Below are 23285 nucleotides of genomic sequence, written 5' to 3' on the forward strand. Positions count from 1 at the left end.
TCATGTCGATCCTTGCCGCCGTCGCGATCGGCGGCAGGCCGTCAGTTCGCCTGACGGCGCAGGAAGGCCGGGATCTCGACGTTGTCCTGGCCTGCGTCCGGCGAGGCGAGATCGTCGAAATCCGCTTCGGCCTTGCGGGCGCGGGCCATGCGGTCGTTCACCCGCTCGGCGATCGTCTCGGGGCGGGGACGCTCGGCCTCGGCGGAGGTGCCGGCGACGCGGTTCAGCATCCGGCCAAGGCCCGACATCCTGCCCTGCGCAGTGGTGGGCTCGGGCGCGGCGGGGCGGCCGGCGCTGCCGTCGCGGTTGAGGGCGCGGTCCAGCCGCTCCTTGACCGCGGCGGAGGGTTCGGCGCGCGGGGATTGCGGCCGCGCGGGCGCGGTGAAGTCGCTGGCCGGGTCGTTCAGCCGCTGGTCCATGCTGCGGGTGTCCGGGCGGATCTGGACGCGCGGCTCGGGCGCGGGCTCGGGGGTCGTCGGGCGGTAGGCGGGTTCCGGCAGCTCCTCGGCGACCGGGGCCGGACGCGCGGCGGGAGCCTCCATGACCGGGCTGCGGCGGGCGGGGGCCGGCGCCTCCTCGGGGACGGCGGGGGCGGCGGCGCGGCCGACGGTCGGGTGCTGGGTCAGCGGCTCTTTCAGCCCGCGGCGGGGGGCGGGGGCCTCCGTCGTGGCGGCGCTGTCGATGCCGGTGGCCACGACCGAGACGCGGACGGCGCCGTCAAGCGACGGATCAAGGGTCGAGCCGACGATGATGTTGGCCTCGGGATCGACCTTCTCGCGGATCTTCTCGGCCGCCTCGTCCATTTCGAACAGGGTCAGGTCGTGGCCGCCGGTGATGTTGATCAGGACGCCCTTGGCGCCATGCAGGCTGATCTCGTCCAGCAGCGGGTTGGCGATGGCCTTTTCGGCGGCTTCCACCGCGCGGTTGTCGCCGGTGGCTTCGCCCGCGCCCATCATGGCCTTGCCCATCTCGTCCATCACCGCGCGCACGTCGGCGAAGTCGAGGTTGATGAGGCCCGGGCGCACCATCAGGTCGGTCACGCCCTTGACGCCCTGATACAGCACGTCGTCGGCCATGGCGAAGGCTTCGGTGAAGGTGGTTTTCTCGTTGGCGATGCGGAACAGGTTCTGGTTGGGGATGATGATGAGGGTGTCCACGACCTTCTGCAGGTTCTCGACGCCCTCGTCGGCCTGCCGCATCCGCTTGCTGCCCTCGAACTGGAAGGGCTTGGTCACGACGCCGACGGTCAGGATGCCCATCTCGCGCGCGGCCTGGGCGATGATCGGGGCCGCGCCGGTGCCGGTGCCGCCGCCCATGCCGCAGGTGATGAAGCACATGTGCGCGCCCATCAGGTGATCGACAATGTCCTCGATCGTTTCCTCGGCGGCCTTGGCCCCGATCGAGGGCTTGGCCCCCGCGCCCAGCCCTTCGGTGACCTTGGGGCCAAGCTGGATGCGGCTTTCCGAACGGCTTTGCGCCAGCGCCTGCGCGTCGGTGTTGGCGACCACGAAGGTCACGCCGTCAAGCTGCTTCTCGATCATGTTGTTGACGGCGTTGCCACCGGCACCGCCGACGCCGAAGACGGTGATGCGCGGGCGCAGTTCCTCGTCGTCACTCATCATCAGGTTGAGATTCATCGCCGCCTGCCCTTCTGTTTGCCTGCCGGAGCGTCGGGCGCCCGGTCGAATCTGCTCTTTTGCCGCGAAGGTATCAGATTGAGCCCTCGCGTCACTTACCAATCGTCCGCCGTCCGCCGATTCGAGGCCCGGTCGGGGCGGGTTTTGGCGGTATGCCGCCGATAGTGCAACCGGGTGCGACAGCCCGCGCCACCCCCCTACCAATTGGCCCGGAACCACCGGATCGCCCGGCCGATCCCCGCGACCCCGGCCCGTTCGGCGGGCATCTCGAAGTCCCACCATTCGTCCTGCGGATTGGCCGCGTGCAGGGCCAGCCCCACGGTCGCGGCATGGCAGGCGGCGGTGTGCTGCTGCGCCAGCCCCTGTATCCGCAAGGGCCGCCCGATCCGCACGTTGTAGCCGAGAATTCGCGTGGCCAGCGTGTCGAGGCCGGGGATCTGGCTGCCGCCGCCGGTCAGCACCACCTGGCGGGCGGGCATCTGGTCGAAGCCCGCCGCGTCCAGGATCTCGCGCACGCCGTCGAAGATTTCCTCGACCCGCGGGCGCATGATGCCGATGAGGTCGGCGCGGCTGACATGCCGGCGCTCGCCCCCTTGGTCGTCGGGATTCCCGTCGGTGACGGGGATCATCTCGCGGTCGTCGCGGCCGGTCGCCTCAAGGCCGCCGTGGCGGGTCTTGAGCCATTCGGCCACCGTTATCGGCACCCGCAATCCCTGGCTGATATCGCGGGTGACCAGCTCGCTCCCCATCGGTACGGCATCGGCAAAGAGCATGTGCTTCTTGAGGAAAAGCGACACGCCGGTGACGCCGCCGCCCATGTCGATGCAGGCCGCGCCCAGTTCCTGTTCGTCCTCGACCAGCGCCGCGCGCCCGGCCGCATAGGCGGCCGAGCCGAGGCCCGCGAGTTCCAGGTCGCAGCGCCGCATGCAGTGGATCAGGTTCGACACGGTCGTGCTGTCGATGGTCAGGACGTGCATGTCCACCGCCAGCCGGTTGCCCACGATATCGCGCGGGTCCGAAAGCCCCGAGCGCGCATCGACCGCGAAGTTCACCGGCTGGGCGTGCAGCACGTCGCGGTTGCGGCCGAAATCGGGGACCTCGCAGGCGGCCAGGACCGCGCCGATGTCGGCCTCGGCCACCTTGCCCGAACGCAGCGGGACCTCTCCGGCCAGGCCATAGGAGGCCGGGCGGCCGCCCGAGATGGTGGCGATGACGTGATCGACGCGAAGCCCGGCCTGGTTCTGCGCCCCCTGGATCGCGTGGCGGACGCATCGCTCGGTTTCGGCCATGGCCTCGATCTCGCCATAGCGGACGCCGCGGGACTGGGTGGTGAACTGGCCGATCACCCGGAACGAGGATTGCCCGGCCATCGGTCCGACCCCGTCGGCCCCGCGGAACTGGCCGGGGCCGTCGAACTCCAGGATGATGCAGGTGACTTTCGAGGTGCCGATGTCCAGCAGCGCCAGCACGCCCCGCGCCATCGCCGCGCGGCGCGCCTGCCGCATCGCCCGCTGAGCCTCGTAAAGATCCCGCATCCCCGTCGTCCCCCTGTCCCTGTCGTCAGCCGCGCGACGCGCTTGCGGTCTTGGCGCCGGTCTTCGCCCCGTCCTCGGGGTCGATCTCGTTGCCCTGGGCGTCCAGTTCCGGCAGCCCGGCGGCGCGGCGCAGCGTGTTCTGCGCCGTCAGCCCCATCCGCAGCACGGGGCGCGCGGGGTCGCGCATGTCCACCGCCACCACGTCGCGGGCCAGCAGCCCGTCCTCGCGGTCGATGGCGAGAACCCTTTTCAGCGCCGGCAGCGGCCGGTCGGTCGGCAGCATGATCCGCTGGCCGCCGTCCAGCACCACGTCCCAGCGCCGCTCGCCCATGCGTTCCAGGCCCCGCAGGCGCGGCAGGATCGGGCCGATGGCGTTGATCAGCGCCAAGGCCTCGGCGGCGTGACGGCCCGCGCCCTCGCCCGCGATCATCGGCAGGTCGGTCCGCACGTCGCGCGAGGTGACGGAGGCCACGCGATGGCCGCCCGCGTCCAGCAGGTCCAGCCCCCGCGCATGGCGCCACAGGATCGCAGGCGTCCGCTCGGTCACGACGGCGGACAACAGCCCGCCGGGCTGGATCCGCAGTTCCATCTTCTCGATCGCGTCCAGCCGCTCGGCCGCGGCCCGCAGTTCGGGCAGGTCGATGTCGAAGCTGGATGCGGGCAGCGTCACCGGCAGCATGGCCCGCAGCGCCTTGTCCACGGCAGGAGATGCGCCCTCGATCTGCATTCCGTGGACCATGAAGGCTTCCTGCGACTGGATACGGTCCACCATCGCCGTCATCGTGCCCGTCAGGTTCGCGCGGCGGGTGTCGTCGGCCAGCCACGCCCCGGCAAAGGCGCAGATCACGAGGATCGGGACGCCCACGCGGAACAGCCGTCGGTAAAGCGGCGTCAGCCACAGCCGGTTCAGCCGGTAGGCCAGCCGCGAAGGCCCCGGTTCCCGCCGCGGGGCGGTTGCGGGCTGCGGCCGCGCGCCGGCGCGGCGCATGGGCGCAGGCAGGCGCGCGGCCTGGAAGGTCCGGGTGAGATGCTTCAGTCCCGACACAGCGCGTCCTCCACGATCCAGCGGCACAGCGCGGGGAAATCGATGCCCGCAAGGGCCGCCTGCTCGGGGGCGAGCGAGGTCGGCGTCATGCCGGGCTGGGTGTTGGTTTCAAGGATCACCAGTCCGTCCAGACCGCGGCTGTCGTCCCAGCGGAAATCGGTGCGCGACAGGCCCTGGCAACCCAGCGCGTCATGCGCCCGCAGCGCGTAATCCAGACAGGCGCGGGTGATCTGATCGGGGATCTCGGCCGGGACCACGTGGCGCGATCCGCCGGCCGAATACTTGGCCTCGTAGTCATACCAGCCGTCGGTGACGATCTCGGTCACGCCCAGCGCGCGGTCGCCCAGCACCGTCGCGGTCAGTTCACGGCCCGGCGCATAGGCCTCGACCATGACCTCGTCGGGCATGTCGTCAGACAGCGGCGGGGCATTGTCGCCCTCGCGGACGATATAGACGCCGACCGAGGACCCCTCGTCATTCGGCTTCACGACATAGGGCGGCGGCAGCAGATGCTCGGCCCGCGCGTCCTCGCGGCTGGCCAGCACGCTTTCGACGACCGGCAGCCCGGCCTCGCGGAAGACCTGCTTGGCACGGGTCTTGTCCATCGCCAGCGCCGAGGCCAGCACGCCCGAATGGGTATAGCGGTAGCCCAGCCATTCCAGCAGGCCCTGCACGCGCCCGTCCTCGCCCATCCGGCCATGCAGCGCATTGAAGACCACATCGGGACAGGCTTCCGCCAGCCGCAGGGGCAGGCTCGCGCCGTCATCCGGGCCGAGCGCGATCTCGACCACCTCATACCCCGCCACCCGCAGCGCATCCGCGCATCCGCGCCCCGAGGACAACGACACCTCTCGTTCCGCCGAGGGGCCGCCCATCAGGACCGCTACGGTGTGGGCTGTCCTGCTCGACCTGCCCGCCACATCTGCCTTTCGCCCCGTAAGCCGGGGACTGATTCGGGGATCTTCGCCCCCGGTTTCGCCGCGCCTTAGACGGCGCTGTTCGATGCGGTGATGATAGTCACAAAGCCGTGGCCGGGGGAAGGGGGTTCGCGCGGCGAACACACGCTCTGCGCGATCAGCGCTCGCCGACCCGCACGACCTCCCATGCAAGGTCGTGGCCGCTGGCCGCGCGGACGCGGGCGCGGACAAGCTCTCCCAAGTCCTCGAGATCGGCTGCCGTGGCCCCGCCGGTGTTGAGCAGGAAGTTCGGGTGCTTCTCGCTCATCTGCGCCCCGCCAAGGCGGTGGCCGCGCAGGCCGGCGTCCTCGATCAGCTTCCAGGCCTTGAGATCGTGGCTGTCGTCCGCCCGCCCCGTGGAACTGTAGCCCGCCGGGTTGCGGAAGGTCGAGCCGGCGGTGCGGTCCTTCGTGGGCTGGGAAGCGTCGCGTTTCGCAAGCTGCGCCTCCATCTTCGCGGCCAGCGCCTGCGGGTCGCCGGCCTCGGCGTGGAAACTGGCGCGGGTCAGCACCCAGCCTTCGGGCAGCGCCGACGAGCGATAGGCGAAGCGCAGGTCGTCGGAGGTCAGCACCTGCAGATCACCCTGCCGCGTCACCGCCTCGGCCTGCACCAGATGGTCGGCCACATAGGAACCGTAGCAGCCCGCGTTCATGCGGATCGCGCCCCCGATGGTGCCGGGGATGGTGCGCAGGAAGGTCAGGTCCAGCCCCGCCTCGGCCGCGCGGCGGGCCACATGCATGTCCAGCGCGGCGGCGCCGGCATGGACAAGCCCGTTCTCGACCTCGACGCCGTTGAAGCCGCGGCCCAGTCGGATCACCACGCCGCGGATGCCGCCGTCGCGCACGATCAGGTTCGAGCCGACGCCCATCGGGAAGACCGGCACCTCGGGCAGCAGGTTCCGCAGGAACAGCGCCAGGTCGTCTCGGTCGGCAGGCTGGAACAGCCAGTCGGCCGGGCCGCCCACGCGCAGCCAGGTCAGCTCGGCCAAGGATCGGTCCTGCGTCAGCGTGCCCCGGATGGGCGGAGGGTTGGTCATCGGCATACTCCTTTCGGCGGCCCCCGCCTAGGGCAGCCGCCCCCGTCGGGCAAGCCGGTTGCAATGCCCCGGCGCCCGCGCCACCATCCTGCGACACCGACGCCCCTGCGCCCCAAGACCGGAGACCCGATGCCCCTGCCCGCCCGTTCCGCCGCCCTGACCGCCGCTCTGGCGCTTGGCCTTGCCGCCCCGGCGCTAGCCGAGGATGCGTCCTGCGAAACCGTTCGGCTGTCCGACCCCGGCTGGACCGACATCACCGCGACGAACGGCGTGGCCCATGTGCTGCTGGAGGCGCTGGGCTACGAGCCTGATGTGCGCTCGCTGTCGGTGCCGATCGGCTACGAGGCGCTGAAGACGGCACAGATCGACGCCTTCCTCGGCAACTGGATGCCGGCGCAGCAGGCTTTCCGGGCCGATCTGGACGCTTCGGGGCAGGTGCAGGAATTGGCCGTGAACCTCGAGGGCGCCAGGTTCACGCTGGGCGTCAACGCGGCAGGCAGCGCGCTGGGGATCACGGATTTCGCCGATCTCGACGCGCACCGCGACGCCTTCGAAGGCCGCATCTACGGCATCGAGCCGGGGGCGCCCGCGAACCTGTCGGTCGCAGGCATGATCCAGGCGGACAAATTCGGCCTGGGCGACTGGGAACTGGTGGAATCGAGCGAGCAGGCGATGCTGGCGCAGGTCGCGCGCAATGACAGCCAGCGAACGCCCACGGTCTTCCTCGCCTGGGCGCCGCATCCGATGAACGTGGCGCATGAGATCACCTGGCTGACCGGGGGCGACGCGGAGTTCGGCCCAGACTTTGGCGGCGCCAGCGTCCACACGCTCGCCCGCAAGGAGTGGGTCGCCCAGTGCCCCAACGCCGCGAAGCTGCTGACGCAACTGACCTTCGACGTGGACATGGAAAACGCGCTGATGGCGCTGATCCTTGACGGCGCCATGACCGGGCCGCAGGCGGCAGAGGCCTACCTTGCCGACAAGCCCGACCTGATCGAGCGCTGGATGGCGGGCGTCACCACGCTGGAAGGCGGCGACGGCACTGCCGCCGTGAAGGAAGCCGTGCTGAAGTGAGCCGTCCGAACATCCTGATCCTGATGGCGGACCAGCTTTCGGGCACATGGTTCCCCGACGGCCCCGCGCCTTTCCTGCACGCGCCGAACCTGCGGGCGCTGGCGGAACGTTCGACCCGCTTCGCCAATGCCTACACGGCCTCGCCCCTTTGTGCCCCGGCGCGGGCGGCCTTCATGTCGGGGGAGTTGCCGCGCCGCACGCGGGTTTATGACAACGCGGCCGAGTTCGCCTCCGACATCCCGACCTATGCCCATCACCTGCGCCGCGCGGGCTGGCACACCTGCCTGTCGGGCAAGATGCATTTCGTCGGCCCCGACCAGATGCACGGCTTCGAGGAGCGGCTGACCACCGACATCTATCCCGCCGATTTCGGCTGGACCCCGGATTACCGTCGCCCCGGCGAGCGTATCGACTGGTGGTATCACAACATGGGCTCGATCACCGGCGCGGGCGTGGCCGAGATCACCAACCAGTATGAATATGACGACGAGGTCGCCTATAATACCTGCCGCAAGCTTTACGACCTGTCGCGCGGCGGCAATCCGCGCCCGTGGTGCCTGACGGTCAGCTTCACCCATCCGCACGACCCCTTCGTCGCCCGCCGCCGCTACTGGGATCTCTACGAAGGCGCACCGGAACTCGAGCCGCCCGCGCCGATTTCTTATGAAGCGCAGGACCCCCATTCGCGGCGCATCCTCGACGCCTGCGACTGGCGGAAATATGACATCACCCCGGAACAGGTCCGCCGCGCGCGGCAGGGCTATTTCGCCAACATCAGCTATATCGACGACAAGATCGGCGAGATCCTGGGCGTGCTGCGCGACACCCGGCAGGAGGCGATCATCGTCGTCCTGTCCGACCACGGCGAGATGCTGGGTGAGCGCGGGTTGTGGTTCAAGATGAACCTCTTCGAACCCTCGGCCCGCGTGCCCCTGATGATCGCGGCACCCGGGATGCCTGCGGGCCGCGTGGACACACCCGTCTCCACCATCGACGTGCTGCCGACGCTGGGGGAACTCGCCGGCATCTCGCTGGACAAGATCGCCCCTTGGACGGACGGGCAGTCGCTGGTTGCGGTCGCCTCGGGCGCGGCGGCCCAGCCCGTGCTGATGGAATATGCGGCGGAAGCCTCGGTTTCCCCCATCGTCGGCATCCGCGAGGGCCGGTGGAAATACACCCGCTGCCTTGCCGATCCCGAGCAGCTTTTCAATCTGGATGCGGACCCGGACGAGCGGGCGAACCTTGCGGCCGATCCTGCCCATGCCGGAACGCTGGCGCGCCTGCGCGCGCGGGCCGAGGCGCAGTGGGACCTTGCCGCCTATGACGCCGAGGTGCGCCAGTCCCAGGCCCGCCGCTTGATTGTCTACGAGGCGCTGCGGAACGGCGCCTATTTTCCCTGGGATTACCAGCCGCTCATGGACGCATCCGAGCGCTACATGAGGAACCACATGAACCTGGACATCCTTGAAGAAAGCAAACGCTTCCCGCGCGGGGAGTAGGACTTTAGGCGGCCCTGAACATTCTCGGGGCCGTCTTGATCGAGGCAGCCGAAGGCAATGAGAGCCCCTCCCTACGCCTTTCTGACGGTCTCAGATATCGCGGCAGGCGATGGGGGCGGAAAGCCCCCCTGCTGCGGTGGTCACAAGCGCCGCCGGTGCGCCTCCCAGAACCCGGCGATGGCGCCAAGCACGACCGAGACGATCCCCGGCACCACCACGAAGAAGATGATCGACGACCGGCGCAGCTGGTCGTCGCCCGTCAGCACGTCGCGGGTCAGGTTCCAGCCGATGACCGCGATCACGCCGATGAGGATCATCACGGCGAGCAGCCCCGCCAGGCCGAAGCGCCTGCCGGCGAGCCAGGCAAGCACTCCCGGCAGAGTCACTGCCAAGGCCGCCGGCAGGGCATAGTCCCCGATCATGCCCTCAGGCCGCCTTCAGCGTCAGCCGTTCGGGCAACCCGTTGGCCCAGGCGCTGATCGTCCCGGCGCCGAGGCAGACCACCATGTCGCCCGGCCGCGCCTGTTCGCGGACGAGCCGTTCAAGGTCCGATTCGTCCATCACCGCGCGGGCGTGGCGGTGGCCGTGGGCGATCAGCCCGGCCACGAGATCGTCGCGCGAGGCGCCGGGGATCGGGTCCTCGCCGGCCGAATAGACCTCGGCGATGGCGACGACGTCGGCCTCGTTGAAGCAGGTGCAGAAATCGTCGAACAGGCTCGACAGCCGCGAATAGCGGTGCGGCTGGTGGACCGCGATCACCCGGCCCTTGGTCGCCTGCCGTGCGGCCTTCAGGACGGCGGCGATTTCCACCGGGTGGTGGCCGTAGTCGTCGATGATGGTGACGCCATTCACCTCGCCCACCTTGGTGAAGCGCCGCCCCACCCCGGCGAAAGCCGCCAGGGCATCCCGGATTTGCGCGCGTTTCAGCCCGAGGTGCCGCGCCACGGCAATCGCAGACAGCGCGTTCGAGACGTTGTGGTCGCCCGGCATCGGCAGGGTGCAGCCCTCGATCATGGGGACCTCGCCGGTCTCGTCGCGCTCGCCCTGCAGGGCCACGTCGAAATGGGCGATTCCGTCCTCATAGCGCAGGTTCACGGCGCGCACGTCGGCCTGGGCGTTGAAGCCGAAGGTCACGACGCGGCGGTCGGTGACGCGGCCGACGAGGCTCTGTACCTCGGGGTGGTCGGTGCAGCAGACGGCGAGGCCATAGAAGGGGATGTTCGACACGAAGTCGGTGAAGCCCTTGCGCAGCGCGTCGAAGGACCCCCAGTGCTCCATGTGCTCGGGGTCGATGTTGGTGACGATGGCGATGGTCGCGGGCAGGCGGTTGAAGCTGCCGTCCGATTCGTCGGCCTCGACCACCATCCACTCGCCCGCGCCCGCCCGCGCGTTGGACCCATAGGCGTGGATCACGCCGCCGTTGATGACCGTGGGGTCCAGCCCGCCCGCATCCAGCAGAGTCGCCACCATCGTCGTGGTGGTCGTCTTGCCGTGGGTGCCCGCGATGGCGATGTTGGATTTCAGCCGCATCAGTTCCGCCAGCATCTCGGCCCGGCGGACGACGGGCAGGCCGCGGCGTCGCGCCTCCTCAAGCTCGGGGTTGCCCTTCCTGATGGCGGTCGAGATCACGACCACGCCCGCGTCCCCGATGTTCTCGGCCCGCTGACCCTCGAAGACGGTGGCGCCCAGCTTTTCCAGCCGGTCGGTGATCTTGGACCGTTTCGCGTCCGAACCCTGAACCGTGTAGCCCAGCGTCATCAGCACCTCGGCGATCCCGGACATGCCGATGCCGCCGATGCCCACGAAATGGATCCGCCCGAGTTCTCCGGGAAGCTTGGTGGCTGCGTTCATGGGGTCAGTTCCGTCACAAGGTCATGCAGGCGGGCCGCCGCGTCGGGGCGGCCCAAGGAGAGCGCGGCTTCCGCCATCCGGCGGGCGCGGGATGCGTCCGTCAGGATCGCCCGCAGATCGCGCGTCAGGCTGTCCGCGTCCAGCACGGATTCGGGCAAGACGACCGCTGCGCCGGTTTCCGCCAATGCGCGGGCGTTGGCGGTCTGGTGGTCGCCCGCAGCCGCCGCATAGGGAATCAGGATCGCGGGCCGCCCGATCACGGTGATGTCGGCGATGGACGACGCCCCGGCCCGGCTGACGACAAGCTGGCAGGCCGCAAGCCGTTCCGGCACGTCGGTGAAGAAGGGCTGCACCTCGGCCCGTATCCCCGCGTCCGCATAGGCGCGGGTGACGCGCCCGGCATCCTCGGCGCGGGCCTGATGGCTGACCTGCAGCCGCGCACGCAACTCGTCCGGCAGGGCGGCCACGGCGGCGGGCACGGTCTGCGACAGTACCCGGGCGCCCTGACTGCCGCCGATCACCAGCAGCTTCAGCGCGCCGTCGCCAGGCGGCTGATAGGGGGCGCCTGCCCGGTCCAGCACGGCCTGCCGCACCGGGTTGCCGACATGCAGGCCCCTGACCCCCTTCGGCAGGTCGGTCGGCCATGTGCCGCAGGCGACCCGGTCCACCCGGCGGGCGAAGATGCGGTTCACCCGGCCCATGATGCCGTTCTGCTCATGGATCATCCGCGGCAGGCCCAGCGCCAGCGCCGCCCCCATCGCGGGAATCGTCGGATAGCCGCCGAAGCCCACCACCACCGCAGGACGATCGCGGCGCATGACGCGGACGGCCCCCGCAAGCCCCTGCCCGATCCGCAGCGGCGCGGACAGCTTGCCCAGAAGCCCGCCCCGCGCCGTGGTGGCGGAACGCAGGATCTCTCGCGTGACCTCGGGCGGGAAGCCCCCGGCATAGCGCGCGCCCCGTTCGTCAGTGGACAGCTTCACCCGCCAGCCCGCGGCCAGCAGCCGTTCGGCCAGCGCCTGCGCGGGGAACATATGCCCGCCAGTTCCCCCCGCTGCGATCAGGGCGAGCCTTCCGCTCATCGGCCCGGCCGCCCCAGCACGTCCGCCAGGGCGTTCTGCGGCCGCGTCCGGGTCAGCGCCAGCAGCATCCCCAGCGTGATCCCCGAGGCGATCACCGACGAGCCGCCATAGCTGACGAAGGGCAGCGTCATCCCCTTGGCCGGCAGCAGCCGCACCGCCACGCCCATGTTGATCAGCGCCTGCACGCCGAAGGCGCAGGCAAGCCCGGTGCCGGCGATGCGGGCAAAGGGGTCGCGTTCCTCCAGCAGCCGCCACAGCGAGCGCACGACGATGGCGCAGTAAAGCGCGATGATCGCCATGACCATGACGAAGCCGTATTCCTCGGCCGCGACGGCGATGATGAAGTCGGTATGCGCGTCCGGCAGCGACCATTTGACCGTGCCCTCGCCGACGCCGACGCCGAAGAAGCCGCCCTCCTGGATGGCGTTGGTGGCATAGCCGATCTGAGTGCGGGGATCGACGTCATTCGACAGGAAGCCGTTGATGCGACGGGCGAAATGCTCGCTGTTGGCATAGGCGAACATGCCCCCGATCCCGGCCAGCCCGACCGTGCCCGCGATCAGCACCACCGGCGCACCGGCGACGAAATACATCACCAGCCAGGAAAACAGCACCAGCGATGCCTGGCCGAAGTCCGGCTGCAGCGCCAGCATGACGATGACGGCGCCCGCGATGAAGAACGAATAAAGCTTGCCCGGCGGCCCGCCCACCGCCTGGGCCGAGGCCATGAACCAGCCGCAGATCGCGATGAAGCCGGGCTTGAGGAACTCGGACGGCTGGACGGAGGCAAAGCCGAGCGACAGCCAGCGCGTCGCGCCCTTACCGAAATCGGTGCCGATCGCCGGCAGCGCGGCGACGGTCAGGAACGCCCCGATGAACAGCAGCACGCCAAGGCGGCGCACCTGCACCGGCGACAGCATCGAGATGACCAGCATCACCCCCAGCGCCATGCCCCCGAAGGCGGCTTGGCGGGTGACATAGTAGAAGGCGGGCAGGTTGTTGCGTTCCGCCAGTGGCACGGATGCGGCGAGGCCCAGCAGCAACCCCAGCGCGAACAGCGCCAGCACGCTGGCCAGCGCCCACTTGTCCACCGTCCGCCACCAGCGTGGAAGAATGGGGTCGCCCACGCGCACGGGCGTGGCGCCGTAGACCATCTCGGTCATGGGTTCACCGCTGTCACTGCCTCTGCCTGCGTCCGGTTCGGCCCGGATCTGGGCAGGAAGATAGCGCGGAAGGCGCGGTGAAGCCAGAAATGTTTGCGCGATCAGCCGCCCTGCCCGCCCGGCCGTCAGGAACCGGAGGGCTGCGCCTGCCGCATCGCATCGCGGCGTGCCAGCGCCGCCGCGGGCCAGTGTTCCGAGGCGCGGTAATAGCCGGGCATGGCCGGCACGCCCTCGGGCAGGATCACCCAGGGCCGTCGGGTGGTCACATAGATGTGGATGTCGGGCGGCACCGCGCCGGGATCGTCCAGCGTACCGGTGCGGACAAAGGCGACTGCCCGCCGCATCCCACCATAATGGCTGAGGATCGTCGTGCGGCAATTGGCGCATGCCACGAGGATCTGCCCCTTGCCCGAGGCCGAGGGGATCGTCCGCTCCTCGACCGGCCCGGACAGATGGACATGCGCGGTCTCGATCAGCGCATTGACGGCGAATGCGCTGCCGGTCTCTCGCTGGCACCAGCTGCAATGGCAGCAGTGGGTGAACAGCGGCGGCTGGTCGAGCCGGTAGCTCACCGCGCCGCAGACGCATCTTCCGTTCATCGGCCCCTCCAGTTTGCCGCCGCCAGCCTGCATCCGGCGATGACGCCCGGCAAGCCGCAAGGGCTTCTTTCTGGCCCAAATACCTCTGGGGGAGGCCGAAGCCCCCTAACGCGGCAAGGCCTGAACCAGCGCCGTGAAATGCTCGCCGCGTTTCTCGAAGTTCGGATACTGATCGAAGCTGGCCGATGCCGGGGCGAGCAGCACCGTGTCCCCGGGCTCGGCCTCCGCGGCCGCCCGGGCGACGGCGGCCTCCATCGTCTCGACGACCTCGTGAGGGGTGTCCGAAAGTTGCAGCGCGAAGTCGCGGGCCGAATGGCCGATCAGGTAGGCCTTGCGGATATGCCCGAACAGCGGCGCCAGAGCGGCGATGCCGCCGTCCTTCCCCATGCCGCCCGCGATCCAGCGGATGTTGTCGAAGGCCATCAGCGCCTTTTCCGCGGAATCGACGTTGGTGGCCTTGGAATCGTTCACCCAGCGCACGCCGCCGATCTCGGCCACCGTCTGGCTGCGGTGCGGCAGGCCCGCGAAGCTGTGGAAGGCGGTCTCGATGTCGCGCGGGGCAAGGCCGATGCTGCGGCAGGCGGCATAGGCGGCGCAGGCGTTCTGGTGGTTGTGGGCGCCGGGCAGGCCCGTGATCCCGCGCAGGTCGATGGAGGCCACCTGCCGCCCCTTGCGCCATTCCGACAGGAAGCCCTTGCGCGCCGACACCGACCAGCCGAAGCCGTCGAGCTTGTCCTCGACCGAGACGCGGATCACCCGGTCGTCCTGCGGCCCCTGCCCCATCTGGTTGGCGAGGTAGCGCCCCTCGTCCTCGTCCACGCCGATCACGCAGCGGTCGGGGCCGCCTTCCGAGAACAGCCTCCGCTTGGCCGCGAAATAGCCGCCAAAGCCGGAATGTCGGTCCATGTGGTCGGGCGACAGGTTGGTGAACACCGCCACGTCCGGCGTCAGCGCGCGGGCAAGGTCGGTCTGGTAGGAGGACAGTTCCAGCACCACCACCTCGCCATCCACCGGCAGTTCCAGCGAGAGGGCCCCGGTGCCGATATTGCCGCCCATCTGGGTGGGCCGGCCCGCGGCCTGCAGGATATGGTGGATCAGGGCGGTCGTCGTGGACTTGCCGTTCGAGCCGGTGACGCAGATCACCCGCGGGGCCACATCGAACGCATCCCAGTCGAGCGCGCCGAAGCTGCGGAAGAACAGGCCGATGTCGTTGTCTACCGGCACGCCTCGGCGCAACGCCTGCGTGATGGCCGGATGCGGGCGGGGGTAGAGATGCGGGATGCCGGGCGAGGTGATGAGCGCGTCGATCCGGTCCCGCCAGCCAGCATCGCGGGTCAGGTCAGTGAGCGTTAGCCCTTCGGCCTCGGCCTGCGCCCGCGTCTCGGCGCTGTCGTCCCAGGCGACGACATTTGCGCCGCCCTCGCGCAAGGCGGCGGCGGTGGCCCGGCCGGAGCGGCCGAGGCCAAGGACGGCGACGGTCTGGTTCTGAACGCCTTGCACGGGGATCATGGTGACATACTCATGGCGAGTTCGCGGACTTCAGTGATGACGATCCCCATGACGAGGCAGATAGCGAAAAGGAATGGCAGGGCAAGCAACTTGGCCAAGCGTCCCCAGCGCCTTACGGGCGGGCCGATCTTCTCGCCTATCAGCACTATAACGGCGAAACTTTGGGCAAGCGCCAAGAGGATAAGGACAAGAGCGGCCAAGGCGGCGACTGCACCGTCCAGCCCGATGGTAGCGAGACCAAACTCGCCGGCCATCTCATCCCAATTTAGCCCATCCCTGCTGGCCACCAAGCCGGCAGCGGCACTTACACCGATCAACCGTGTCAATCGTGCGCAGACTTCATCGACAGCGTTGAGAGAATTCGATGCCATTCTAGCGCAGCTTCAACGTGCTGAGCCCGATCAGCGCCAAGATCACCGCGATGATCCAGAAACGGATGACGATCTGCGGCTCGGCCCAGCCCTTCTTCTCGAAATGGTGGTGGATCGGGGCCATCAGGAAGACGCGGCGGCCCGTGCGCTTGAAATGGGCGACCTGGATGATGACCGACAGCGCCTCGACCACGAACAACCCGCCGACGATGGCAAGGACGATCTCGTGCTTGATGCAGACCGCGATGGCGCCAAGCGCCCCGCCAAGGGCGAGCGAGCCGGTGTCGCCCATGAAGACGGCGGCGGGGGGGGCGTTGTACCACAGGAACCCCAGGCCGCCGCCAATCAGGGCGGCGACGAAGACCGCGATCTCTCCGGTGCCGGGGACGAAGTGGACGCCGAGGTAGTTGGCAAAATTCGCGTTGCCGACGAGATAGGCGATGATCCCGAAGGTGCAGGCGGCGATCATCACCGGGCCGATCGCCAGCCCGTCCAGCCCGTCGGTCAGGTTCACCGCGTTGGCCGCGCCCACGATCACCAGCATGGCGAAGGGGATGAAGAAGATACCGAGGTCGATCAGCACGTTCTTGAGGAAGGGCAGCGCCAGTTGCCCCGACAGCGGGTCCGGGTTCAGCCAGGCGACCGCGATCCCGGCCAGCGCGCCGATCGCAAGGCCGATCGCCATGCGGATACGGCCCGAAAGTCCCGCGTGGTGCTGCTTGGTCACCTTGGCATAGTCGTCCGCGAAGCCGATGGCCGCGAAACCCGCCGTCACCAGCAGCACGACCCAGACATAACCGTTGTCGAGCCTCGCCCAAAGCAGGGTCGAGATGAACAGCGCCGACAGGATCAGAATGCCACCCATCGTGGGCGTGCCGCCCTTGTGGACGTGGTCCGGGCCGATCTCGCGCAGGGGCTGGCCCTTCTTCTGCTTGACGCGCAGCCAGTCGATCAGCGGGCGGCCGAAGATGAAGCCGAAGATCAGCGCGGTGAAGAAGGCCGCGCCCGAGCGGAAGGTGATATAGCGGAACAGGTTGAAGACGCCGCCATTGTCGGACAGATCCGCCAGCCAGTAGAGCATCGGGTTTACCCCTTGTTGTTATCTGATGCGGGCGTCTGCCGCGCCCGGCGGATCGCGTCAACCACGCTTGCCACGCGCGAGCCCTTCGATCCCTTCACGAAGACCACGTCTCCGTCGCGGACCAGTTCGCTCGCGCGGGCGCAGAGGTCGGCGGCGTCCTCGGACCAGATGCCGCGCCTGTCCTCGGGCAGCGCGTCCATCAGGTGGCGCATCCGGGGACCGCAGGCATGGACCAGCGCAACCCCCTGCATTTGCGGATAATCGGCGATGCCACAGTGCAGGGCAGTCTCGTCCTCGCCCAGTTCCAGCATGTCGCCGAGGATGGCAACCCGACGACCGGGCGGCATCGCATCCAACGTAGCGAGGCCCGCCGCGAGGCTGGTCGGGTTGGCGTTGTAGCTGTCGTCGATCAGCATGATCCCGCCGATCCGTTCGACTCCGCCCCGGCCCTTGTAGGGGCGCCAGTCGGATAGATTCTTGGCGGCGGCCCTGGGGTCAGCACCCAGCGCGGTGACAGCGGCCAGCACGCCCACCGCGTTCATGGCGAAATGCGCGCCTGCGGTGGCGATGGTGAAGTCCAGCGTCTCGCCCAACACGCGGGCGCGGACGTGGGTTTCTCCTTCCGTGACCGCCGAGGACAGGGGCTGCGCTACGCCGCCCTGGCCAAAGCCGACGACGATGGCGCCGGCACGGTCGGCAGCGTCGCGCAGGATCTGCGTCACGGGCAGGTCCTCGGGGAGGATGGCGTGGCCCGCAGGTTCAAGCCCCTCGAAGATCGAGGCCTTTTCCACCGCGATGCCTTCAAGGCTGCCGAAGGCCTCCATGTGGGCGGGGGCGACGGTGGTGATCATCGCCACATGGGGGCGGGCCATGCGCGACAGGGGCGCGATTTCCCCCGGATGGTTCATGCCGAGTTCGAGGATCGCCCAGTCAGTATCTGCCGGCATCCGCGCCAGGGTCAGTGGCACACCCCAGTGGTTGTTCAGGCTTGCCTCGGCGGCATGGACCCGGCCCTGCCCGGCAAGCGCGGCGGCGGCCATGTCCTTGGTCGAGGTCTTGCCGACCGAGCCGGTGATCGCCAGCACCTTCGCGGCGCTGCGGACCCGCGCGGCGCGGCCCAAGGCTTCCAGAGCGGGCAGGACATCGGGGACGATGAGCAGCGGCGCATCCGGGGGAACGCTCTCTGGGATGCGGCTGACCAGCGCGGCGGCGGCCCCCTTTTCCAGCGCCTGCGCCACAAAGTCGTGGCCGTCGCGGGCATCCTTCAGGGCCACGAACAGATCGCCCCGACGAATCGTTCGGGTGTCGATGGAAATACCCTCGGCCACCCAGTCGGCAGTCGCGCGGCCGCCGGTCGCGGCGGCGGCATCCTGCGAAGTCCAGAGGCTCATATCATGCCGTCCAGCGCAGCGACGGCGACCGAGGCCTGTTCGGCGTCGTCGAAGGGGAAGACGTCCGAGCCGATGATCTGCCCCGTCTCGTGCCCCTTGCCCATGATGAGCAGCGCATCGCCCGGTTCCAGCGCGTCCACGGCGCGCAGGATCGCCTCGGCGCGGTCGCCGACCTCGGTCGCATCCGGGCCCGCGCCCGCCATGACCTCGGCGCGGATGGCGGCGGGGTCCTCGGTCCGGGGGTTGTCGTCGGTGACATAGACCACGTCGGCGTGCTGCCGGGCGGCCTCGCCCATCAGAGGGCGCTTGCCCCGGTCGCGGTCGCCGCCCGCGCCGATCACGGCGATGATGCGGCCCATCACATGAGGACGCAGGGATTGCAGCGCCGCGATCACGGCGCCGGGCTTGTGGGCGTAGTCCACGAAAACCGCCGCACCGTTCTGGCGCTGGGCGGCAAGTTCCATCCGGCCGCGCACGGTGGTCAGGCAGGGAAGCGCGGCGATGACGCGGGATTCGTCAGACCCGGTGGCAAGGCACAGGCCCGCCGCGCACAGGACGTTTTCCGCCTGGAAGCCGCCGATCAGGTTCAGGCGGATCAGGTGGGTCCGGCCTTTCACGGAAAACCGCAGCTCCTGCCCCGTCGCGTCATAGCGCTGGGCAAGGATGCGCAGGTCGCAGCCCTCAGCCCGGCCGTAGGTCATAAGCCTCAAGCCACGGTCGCGGGCGATCTGCGCGGCCTCGCGCCCGCGCGCGTCGTCGGTGCAGATGACCGCCGCCGCGCCGGGTTCGAGGATGTGGTTGAACAGCAGCGCTTTGGCGGCGAAGTAGCTGTCGAAGTCATGGTGATAGTCCAGGTGGTCCTGGCTGAAGTTGGTGAAGGCCCCCGCCGCGACCCGCACTCCGTCCAGACGGCGCTGGTCGAGGCCGTGCGAGGATGCCTCCATCGCCGCATAAGTCACTCCGGCGTCAGCCGCTTCGGACAGCACGCGGTGCAGTGTTACCGGCTCGGGCGTCGTGTGGGCCAACTTCGCCGTATAATCCCCTTCCACGCCCATGGTCCCGAGGCTGATCGCTTTCAGCCCCAGCGCCTGCCAGATCTGGCGGGTGAAGTTCGTGACCGAAGTCTTGCCAGAGGTCCCCGTGACCGCCACGACCGTCTCGGGCTGCGTCTCGAACCACAGTGCAGCCGCGCCGGCCAGCGCCGCGCGAGGGTCTTCGGCCACGACCAGCGCGGCAGGAAATGCAGCAAGCTCGGCCGCCGCGATCCCGGCGCCCTGCCTGTCGGTCAGGATTGCCGCCGCTCCCTGCCGCAGGGCATACTGGATGAACTCGCCCCCGTGCAGCGCCGATCCGGGCAGCGCCGCGAACAGATGCCCGTCTCGGACATGGCGCGAATCCACCGAAAGGCCGGTGATCCGGGGATTGCTTCCATCTCCTGCCCGCAGCCCCAACCGGGACAGGCTCATGGCCTTGTCGTTCTCCATGGTCCCCTCGGTCCTTATTTCGCCGAGACCCTTACGGCATCGGCCGGACGGGGTTCAATGACGGGCAGGTCCACCCCGTCGGGCTGCAGGCCCAGCGTGGGTGACAGCCGCTGGATCAGGGCGGCCGCGACCGGCGCGGCGGTGGCGCCGGCGGTCCGCATCTCGCCCCCGCCCGCGGCGGACACCTTGGGCTCGTCCAGAGTCACCACCAGCACATAGGCCGGATCGTCGGTCGGATACATGGATGCAAAGGTCGAAACGTTGCGGTTCTTGTAGTAGCCGCCATTGGGGCGGGGCTTGTCGGCGGTGCCGGTCTTGCCGCCGACCTGATAGCCCGCGACCTCGGCCTGCCGCGCGGTGCCGTTGGTCACGACATGGCGCAGCAGATCCCGCGCCTGCTTCGCCGCAGCCGGCGACAGGACCTGTTCGCCCTGCACGGGCTCCTTGCGGTGCACCAGCGTCGGGCGCACCCGGCGGCCGTCGTTGGCGATGGTGGCGAAGGCGGATGCCAGATGCAGCGGGCTCGCCGCCAGCCCGTGGCCGAAGGACACGGTGGCCGCCGTCACCGCCGGCCAGCGCGATGGCACGATGGGTTTGCCCGTCGGTGCCTCGGTCATCTCGACGGTGGTCGGCTCGAAGAAGCCCAGGTCCTTGAGGAACTTCTGCTGCCGTTCCGCCCCCAGCATCTGCGCGATCCGTACGGTGCCCACGTTCGAGGACTTGCCCAGCACGTCGCGCACCGACAACTGGCCGCCATAGTTGTGAAAGTCGTGGATCAGGTATTTCCCGATCTTCATGGGCGAGGAGGCGTTGATCATGGTGTTGCCGTTGACCAGCCCCTCGTCGATCGCCTGAGCAATGGGGAAGATCTTGAAGGTCGAGCCAAGCTCATAGACCCCCTGCACTGCCCGGTTGAACAGCGGGCTGTCCGAGGGGTCGCCCTGGGTCAGTGGCCGCGGCCGGTCGTTGGGATCGAAGTCGGGCAGGCTTGCCATGGCGACGATCTCGCCCGACTTCACCTCCATCAGGATGCCGGTCGCGCCCTTGGCGTTCATGACCTTGATGCTGTTGCCCAGCACTTCCTCCATCGCCGCCTGCGCGGTCAGGTCGATGGACAGCTGCAGGGGGGCGCCCGCATTGGCCGGGTCGCGCAACCAGCGGTCGAAGGCCTTTTCGACGCCCGCCATGCCCAGCACCTCGGCGGAACTGACGCCTTCCGCCCCGAACTGGGAACCTCCGAGGATATGGCTGGCGAGCCGCCCGTTCGGGTAAAGCCGCATCTCGCGCGGGCCGAAGACGAGGCCCGGCTCGCCGATGTCATGGACGGCCTGCATCTGTTCGGGGGACAGCTTCTTCTTGATCCAGACGAACTTGCGCTCGCCGGTCAGGTCACGCTTGAGCCTCTCGGCATTCAGGTCGGGAAAGATGCGGGCCAGCTTCTCGGCAGCCGTCTCGGGGTCCACGAGGTCGTGGGGGTGGGCGTAAAGCGCGTGGGTGGACAGGTTCGTGGCCAGCACCCGCCCGCGCCGGTCCACGATGTCGGCTCGCTGCGAGATGATCTGCGCCCCCGAGGCATGGGCGCGGGGTTCCACCGGCTGGCTGCTGGCCAGAGCCCCCATCCGCAGGCCCACCGTGCCGAAGGCGACCATGAAGCCCAGCACCATCAGCTTGATCCGCCCCTCGGCCCGGCGGCGGGCGCGGCCCTGGATCTCGGCATGGCGGCGGGCGCGCTGCTCGGCCTCGATCTCGTCGGGGTCCTGTCCGGCCTGCCGGGCGCTGAGGATGCGGGCCAGCGGGCGCAAGGGGGTGCGGATCATGGCGGTCACTCCTGTTCCGGGGCGGGATCGGCGGACGGCTCGAAGCCGGGGGGCGCGGGGCGCGGCATCGGCGCCCCGCGGTTGTTCGACGGCGTGCGGGGCACCCAGCCGGCCATCGATTCGCCGGGCGTGAGTTCCGTGGGCGGCGCGACCGGCTCGGGCGGCGGATAGTCGATGTTGCGGGCAGAGCCGAACTGGTTGGCCTGCACGGGCGCCAGCCGCAGCCGGTCAAAATTCATGTCCACAAGCTGGCTGAGGCGGTCGGGACGGTTGAGATAGGCCCATTCGGCGCGCAGGACGCCCAGGTTCTCGCGCAGGCTCGCGATCTCGCGCTGGACCACCTGCATCCGGTCGATCTGCGCCTGGGTGCGATAGTTCTCGCGGTAGGCCCAGAAGGCGAGGCCCATGACGGCCATCATGGCCAGAAGATACAGCAGCGGCCGCATCAGCCGTTCCCCGGCAGGCGCGGCAGGCCCAGCGCATCCGCATCGGTGCGGCCTGTAGGCGCGTCGGTGCGGATCGCGACGCGCAGGAAGGCGGAACGGGCGCGGGGGTTCGCGGCCAGTTCGGCCGCGTCGGCGCCCACCGCGCGGCGGAAGGGCAGCGTGAAGGCGGGGGCGTCCTGCCGCACCTCGGGCGCGTAGCGGCTGCCGCCGCCCGCCGCGTTGGCGCGGACCTGCATGAAGCGCTTGACCACGCGGTCTTCCAGCGAATGAAAGCTGACCACCGCCAGCCTGCCGCCGGGCTTAAGCGCGCGTTCTGCAGCCTCAAGCCCGGAAAGAAGCTGGCCGAACTCGTCGTTCACCCAGATGCGGATGGCCTGGAAGCTGCGGGTGGCCGGGTGGCTCTGCCCGGGCTTGGGGCGCGGCAGGCAGGACTGGACGACCTCGGCCAGTTGCGCGGTCGTCGTTAGCGGCCGCGCGGCGACAATGGCGCGGGCGATGCGGCGGGCGGCGCGTTCCTCGCCATAGTGGTAAAGGACGTCGGCGATGCGGGACTCCTCGGCGCGGTTCAGCAGGTCGGCGGCAGTGGGACCGTCCTGCGCCATCCGCATGTCCAGCGGCCCGTCGCGCAGGAAGGAGAATCCGCGCTCGGGCTGGTCGAGCTGCATGGAACTGACGCCGAGGTCCAGCACCACGCCATCGACCGGCGCGCCCGCCAGTTCGTCGAGATCCGAGAAGGTGCCCTGCACCAGCCGCAGCCTTTCGCCATAGCCGCTCGCCCATGCGCGGGCCATGTCGAACACCGCCGGGTCGCGGTCGATGCCGATGACGCGCTCGGCCCCGGCCTCAAGCAGCCCGCGCGCATAGCCGCCCGCGCCGAAGGTGCCGTCCACCCATGTGCCACGGACAGGGGCGACCGCCGCCAGCAGGGGGTCGAGCAGGACAGGGACATGCGGCGCGCTCATCAGCTTTCAGCGGGAGGCAACAGCGACAGCGGGTCAGCGCCGGGTTCCAGCGCGGGCATCCCGGCCTCGATCTTGCGCAGGTCGGCCTCATGCGTCTCGGGCGTCGTGACCTTGAGGTAGTCGCCCTGCGCCATGAAGAAGGCGCGGTCGCCCAGTCCGATCTTCTCGCGCAGGCGCTGGGGCAGGACGAGGCGGCCGTCCGAATCGATCTCGGCCTCGTCCGACAAGCCGTTCATCAGGGTTTCCAGATAGCTGCGCTCGGCCGAGCCGCGGGCCATGCGGCTGATGCCCTCGTCAATCTCTTCAATCGCTTCCATGGTATAAAGTCGAAGATGCGTCCAGTCGGCGAAGCCATAGACGATGACCATCTGCGCGCGCTGGCGGGATTCAAAATCGGGGTCGGCGGCTTCGAAGACGCGCCGGAAGCGGGCGGGGATCGAGATGCGCCCCTTGGCGTCGATCCTGACCTCTTCCGAGCCTCTGAACCTGCGCGCCAAGCCCTGCCACCTTCCACTGTCCCTCGCCGGAACCGCAAGGCCCTGAAACGAGAAAGGGCGGATCGGGCCGCTGCCACTGCCCGATCCGCCGCCCTCGTCCCATCTCTGGGCCCCGAAGTTTCGGGGATCGCCCGGTCTCATGCGCCACCTCGGGGGAAGGTGCTGCTCGCGCGCGGCCAGGTCGTTTTTCGGAAGGCGGGGTGCCTGTATGAAGCCTGCCTATGGCTTGGGGTCTTGGTGCCCCTTCACT

General features: G+C 69.3%; 21 protein-coding genes. 2 read left to right on the plus strand and 19 right to left on the minus strand.

The annotated features are described in order from the left end of the window. Nucleotides 1-41: 41 nt before the first annotated feature. The 5 genes from ftsZ to murB form a co-directional block, all read right to left on the minus strand. On the minus strand, nucleotides 42-1637 hold the full coding sequence (ftsZ, locus tag H5395_RS02805) for a cell division protein FtsZ (RefSeq protein ID WP_182791012.1): 1596 nt from the start codon (nucleotides 1635-1637) through the stop codon (nucleotides 42-44). Between the two features lie 197 nt (nucleotides 1638-1834). Beyond that, nucleotides 1835-3172: a cell division protein FtsA gene (gene ftsA / locus H5395_RS02810; RefSeq protein ID WP_182791013.1), complete on the minus strand. Its 1338-nt coding sequence runs from the start codon at nucleotides 3170-3172 to the stop codon at nucleotides 1835-1837. A gap of 25 nt (nucleotides 3173-3197) precedes the next feature. Beyond that, complete coding sequence (locus tag H5395_RS02815; RefSeq protein WP_370576355.1) at nucleotides 3198-4217, minus strand: cell division protein FtsQ/DivIB; 1020 nt, start codon at nucleotides 4215-4217, stop codon at nucleotides 3198-3200. Continuing rightward, nucleotides 4205-5092, minus strand: coding sequence for a D-alanine--D-alanine ligase (locus tag H5395_RS02820; protein ID WP_234450968.1), 888 nt, complete (start codon nucleotides 5090-5092; stop codon nucleotides 4205-4207). The genes H5395_RS02815 and H5395_RS02820 overlap by 13 nt, the downstream gene beginning before the upstream one ends. A gap of 199 nt (nucleotides 5093-5291) precedes the next feature. After that, nucleotides 5292-6215, minus strand: a complete 924-nt coding sequence (murB, locus tag H5395_RS02825) for a UDP-N-acetylmuramate dehydrogenase (RefSeq protein ID WP_182791015.1) — start codon at nucleotides 6213-6215, stop codon at nucleotides 5292-5294. Nucleotides 6216-6338: 123 nt separating this feature from the next. Here murB and choX point away from each other — a divergent pair, with 123 nt between their 5' ends. Both choX and betC read left to right on the plus strand, forming a co-directional pair. After that, complete coding sequence (gene choX / locus H5395_RS02830; protein WP_182791016.1) at nucleotides 6339-7283, plus strand: choline ABC transporter substrate-binding protein; 945 nt, start codon at nucleotides 6339-6341, stop codon at nucleotides 7281-7283. Continuing rightward, the gene (betC, locus tag H5395_RS02835) at nucleotides 7280-8782 is read left to right on the plus strand and encodes a choline-sulfatase (protein ID WP_182791017.1); all 1503 of its coding nucleotides are present in this window, start codon (nucleotides 7280-7282) and stop codon (nucleotides 8780-8782) included. The genes choX and betC overlap by 4 nt, the downstream gene beginning before the upstream one ends. Nucleotides 8783-8922: 140 nt before the next feature. Here the strand turns inward: betC and H5395_RS02840 are convergent, their stop codons facing one another. From H5395_RS02840 to mraZ, 14 genes are all read right to left on the minus strand, one after another. Next, the gene (locus H5395_RS02840; protein ID WP_182791018.1) at nucleotides 8923-9204 is read right to left on the minus strand and encodes a hypothetical protein; all 282 of its coding nucleotides are present in this window, start codon (nucleotides 9202-9204) and stop codon (nucleotides 8923-8925) included. 4 nt (nucleotides 9205-9208) lie between these two features. Then, entirely contained in the window at nucleotides 9209-10633 is a 1425-nt protein-coding gene (murC, locus tag H5395_RS02845; RefSeq protein ID WP_182791019.1) for a UDP-N-acetylmuramate--L-alanine ligase, read from the minus strand. Then, nucleotides 10630-11715: an undecaprenyldiphospho-muramoylpentapeptide beta-N-acetylglucosaminyltransferase gene (murG, locus tag H5395_RS02850; protein ID WP_182791020.1), complete on the minus strand. Its 1086-nt coding sequence runs from the start codon at nucleotides 11713-11715 to the stop codon at nucleotides 10630-10632. Before murG ends, murC begins: the two co-directional genes overlap by 4 nt. Beyond that, nucleotides 11712-12878 carry a putative peptidoglycan glycosyltransferase FtsW gene (locus H5395_RS02855; RefSeq protein WP_182791021.1) on the minus strand — a complete coding sequence of 389 codons (1167 nt, stop codon included), beginning with the start codon at nucleotides 12876-12878 and terminating at the stop codon, nucleotides 11712-11714. Before H5395_RS02855 ends, murG begins: the two co-directional genes overlap by 4 nt. A gap of 125 nt (nucleotides 12879-13003) precedes the next feature. Next, nucleotides 13004-13477 (minus strand): GFA family protein, encoded by a 474-nt coding sequence (locus H5395_RS02860; RefSeq protein WP_182791022.1) that lies wholly within the window; start codon nucleotides 13475-13477, stop codon nucleotides 13004-13006. Between the two features lie 105 nt (nucleotides 13478-13582). Beyond that, nucleotides 13583-14986 (minus strand): UDP-N-acetylmuramoyl-L-alanine--D-glutamate ligase, encoded by a 1404-nt coding sequence (murD, locus tag H5395_RS02865; protein ID WP_182791023.1) that lies wholly within the window; start codon nucleotides 14984-14986, stop codon nucleotides 13583-13585. After that, the gene (locus H5395_RS02870; RefSeq protein WP_182791024.1) at nucleotides 14983-15357 is read right to left on the minus strand and encodes a hypothetical protein; all 375 of its coding nucleotides are present in this window, start codon (nucleotides 15355-15357) and stop codon (nucleotides 14983-14985) included. Before H5395_RS02870 ends, murD begins: the two co-directional genes overlap by 4 nt. A gap of 1 nt (nucleotide 15358) precedes the next feature. After that, complete coding sequence (mraY, locus tag H5395_RS02875) at nucleotides 15359-16438, minus strand: phospho-N-acetylmuramoyl-pentapeptide-transferase (RefSeq protein ID WP_182791025.1); 1080 nt, start codon at nucleotides 16436-16438, stop codon at nucleotides 15359-15361. A gap of 5 nt (nucleotides 16439-16443) precedes the next feature. After that, nucleotides 16444-17829 carry a UDP-N-acetylmuramoyl-tripeptide--D-alanyl-D-alanine ligase gene (gene murF, locus H5395_RS02880; protein ID WP_182791026.1) on the minus strand — a complete coding sequence of 462 codons (1386 nt, stop codon included), beginning with the start codon at nucleotides 17827-17829 and terminating at the stop codon, nucleotides 16444-16446. Further along, nucleotides 17826-19313 (minus strand): UDP-N-acetylmuramoyl-L-alanyl-D-glutamate--2,6-diaminopimelate ligase, encoded by a 1488-nt coding sequence (locus tag H5395_RS02885; protein ID WP_255440475.1) that lies wholly within the window; start codon nucleotides 19311-19313, stop codon nucleotides 17826-17828. The genes murF and H5395_RS02885 overlap by 4 nt, the downstream gene beginning before the upstream one ends. Before the next feature lie 14 nt (nucleotides 19314-19327). Continuing rightward, entirely contained in the window at nucleotides 19328-21130 is a 1803-nt protein-coding gene (locus H5395_RS02890) for a penicillin-binding protein 2 (protein ID WP_182791027.1), read from the minus strand. Between the two features lie 5 nt (nucleotides 21131-21135). Further along, nucleotides 21136-21576, minus strand: coding sequence for a cell division protein FtsL (locus H5395_RS02895; protein ID WP_234450781.1), 441 nt, complete (start codon nucleotides 21574-21576; stop codon nucleotides 21136-21138). Next, nucleotides 21576-22538, minus strand: coding sequence for a 16S rRNA (cytosine(1402)-N(4))-methyltransferase RsmH (rsmH, locus tag H5395_RS02900; protein ID WP_182791028.1), 963 nt, complete (start codon nucleotides 22536-22538; stop codon nucleotides 21576-21578). The genes H5395_RS02895 and rsmH overlap by 1 nt, the downstream gene beginning before the upstream one ends. Continuing rightward, the gene (gene mraZ / locus H5395_RS02905) at nucleotides 22538-23035 is read right to left on the minus strand and encodes a division/cell wall cluster transcriptional repressor MraZ (RefSeq protein ID WP_182791029.1); all 498 of its coding nucleotides are present in this window, start codon (nucleotides 23033-23035) and stop codon (nucleotides 22538-22540) included. The genes rsmH and mraZ overlap by 1 nt, the downstream gene beginning before the upstream one ends. Between the last annotated feature and the right edge of the window lie 250 nt (nucleotides 23036-23285).

Source organism: Paracoccus sp. MC1854, from assembly GCF_014164635.1.
GTDB lineage: Bacteria > Pseudomonadota > Alphaproteobacteria > Rhodobacterales > Rhodobacteraceae > Paracoccus.

What these genes read in the sequence shown, in the direction of transcription:
- mraY (WP_182791025.1), bottom strand. Translation starts at nt 16,438, where the DNA reads ATGCTCTACTGGCTGGCGGATCTGTCCGACAATGGCGGCGTCTTCAAC.
- H5395_RS02840 (WP_182791018.1), bottom strand. Translation starts at nt 9,204, where the DNA reads ATGATCGGGGACTATGCCCTGCCGGCGGCCTTGGCAGTGACTCTGCCG.
- murB (WP_182791015.1), bottom strand. Translation starts at nt 6,215, where the DNA reads ATGCCGATGACCAACCCTCCGCCCATCCGGGGCACGCTGACGCAGGAC.
- H5395_RS02885 (WP_255440475.1), bottom strand. Translation starts at nt 19,313, where the DNA reads ATGGAGAACGACAAGGCCATGAGCCTGTCCCGGTTGGGGCTGCGGGCA.
- murF (WP_182791026.1), bottom strand. Translation starts at nt 17,829, where the DNA reads ATGAGCCTCTGGACTTCGCAGGATGCCGCCGCCGCGACCGGCGGCCGC.
- murG (WP_182791020.1), bottom strand. Translation starts at nt 11,715, where the DNA reads ATGAGCGGAAGGCTCGCCCTGATCGCAGCGGGGGGAACTGGCGGGCAT.
- ftsA (WP_182791013.1), bottom strand. Translation starts at nt 3,172, where the DNA reads ATGCGGGATCTTTACGAGGCTCAGCGGGCGATGCGGCAGGCGCGCCGC.
- choX (WP_182791016.1), top strand. Translation starts at nt 6,339, where the DNA reads ATGCCCCTGCCCGCCCGTTCCGCCGCCCTGACCGCCGCTCTGGCGCTT.
- H5395_RS02895 (WP_234450781.1), bottom strand. Translation starts at nt 21,576, where the DNA reads ATGCGGCCGCTGCTGTATCTTCTGGCCATGATGGCCGTCATGGGCCTC.
- H5395_RS02870 (WP_182791024.1), bottom strand. Translation starts at nt 15,357, where the DNA reads ATGGCATCGAATTCTCTCAACGCTGTCGATGAAGTCTGCGCACGATTG.
- H5395_RS02890 (WP_182791027.1), bottom strand. Translation starts at nt 21,130, where the DNA reads ATGATCCGCACCCCCTTGCGCCCGCTGGCCCGCATCCTCAGCGCCCGG.
- H5395_RS02855 (WP_182791021.1), bottom strand. Translation starts at nt 12,878, where the DNA reads ATGACCGAGATGGTCTACGGCGCCACGCCCGTGCGCGTGGGCGACCCC.
- murC (WP_182791019.1), bottom strand. Translation starts at nt 10,633, where the DNA reads ATGAACGCAGCCACCAAGCTTCCCGGAGAACTCGGGCGGATCCATTTC.
- rsmH (WP_182791028.1), bottom strand. Translation starts at nt 22,538, where the DNA reads ATGAGCGCGCCGCATGTCCCTGTCCTGCTCGACCCCCTGCTGGCGGCG.
- H5395_RS02820 (WP_234450968.1), bottom strand. Translation starts at nt 5,092, where the DNA reads ATGGGCGGCCCCTCGGCGGAACGAGAGGTGTCGTTGTCCTCGGGGCGC.
- ftsZ (WP_182791012.1), bottom strand. Translation starts at nt 1,637, where the DNA reads ATGAATCTCAACCTGATGATGAGTGACGACGAGGAACTGCGCCCGCGC.
- murD (WP_182791023.1), bottom strand. Translation starts at nt 14,986, where the DNA reads ATGATCCCCGTGCAAGGCGTTCAGAACCAGACCGTCGCCGTCCTTGGC.
- H5395_RS02860 (WP_182791022.1), bottom strand. Translation starts at nt 13,477, where the DNA reads ATGAACGGAAGATGCGTCTGCGGCGCGGTGAGCTACCGGCTCGACCAG.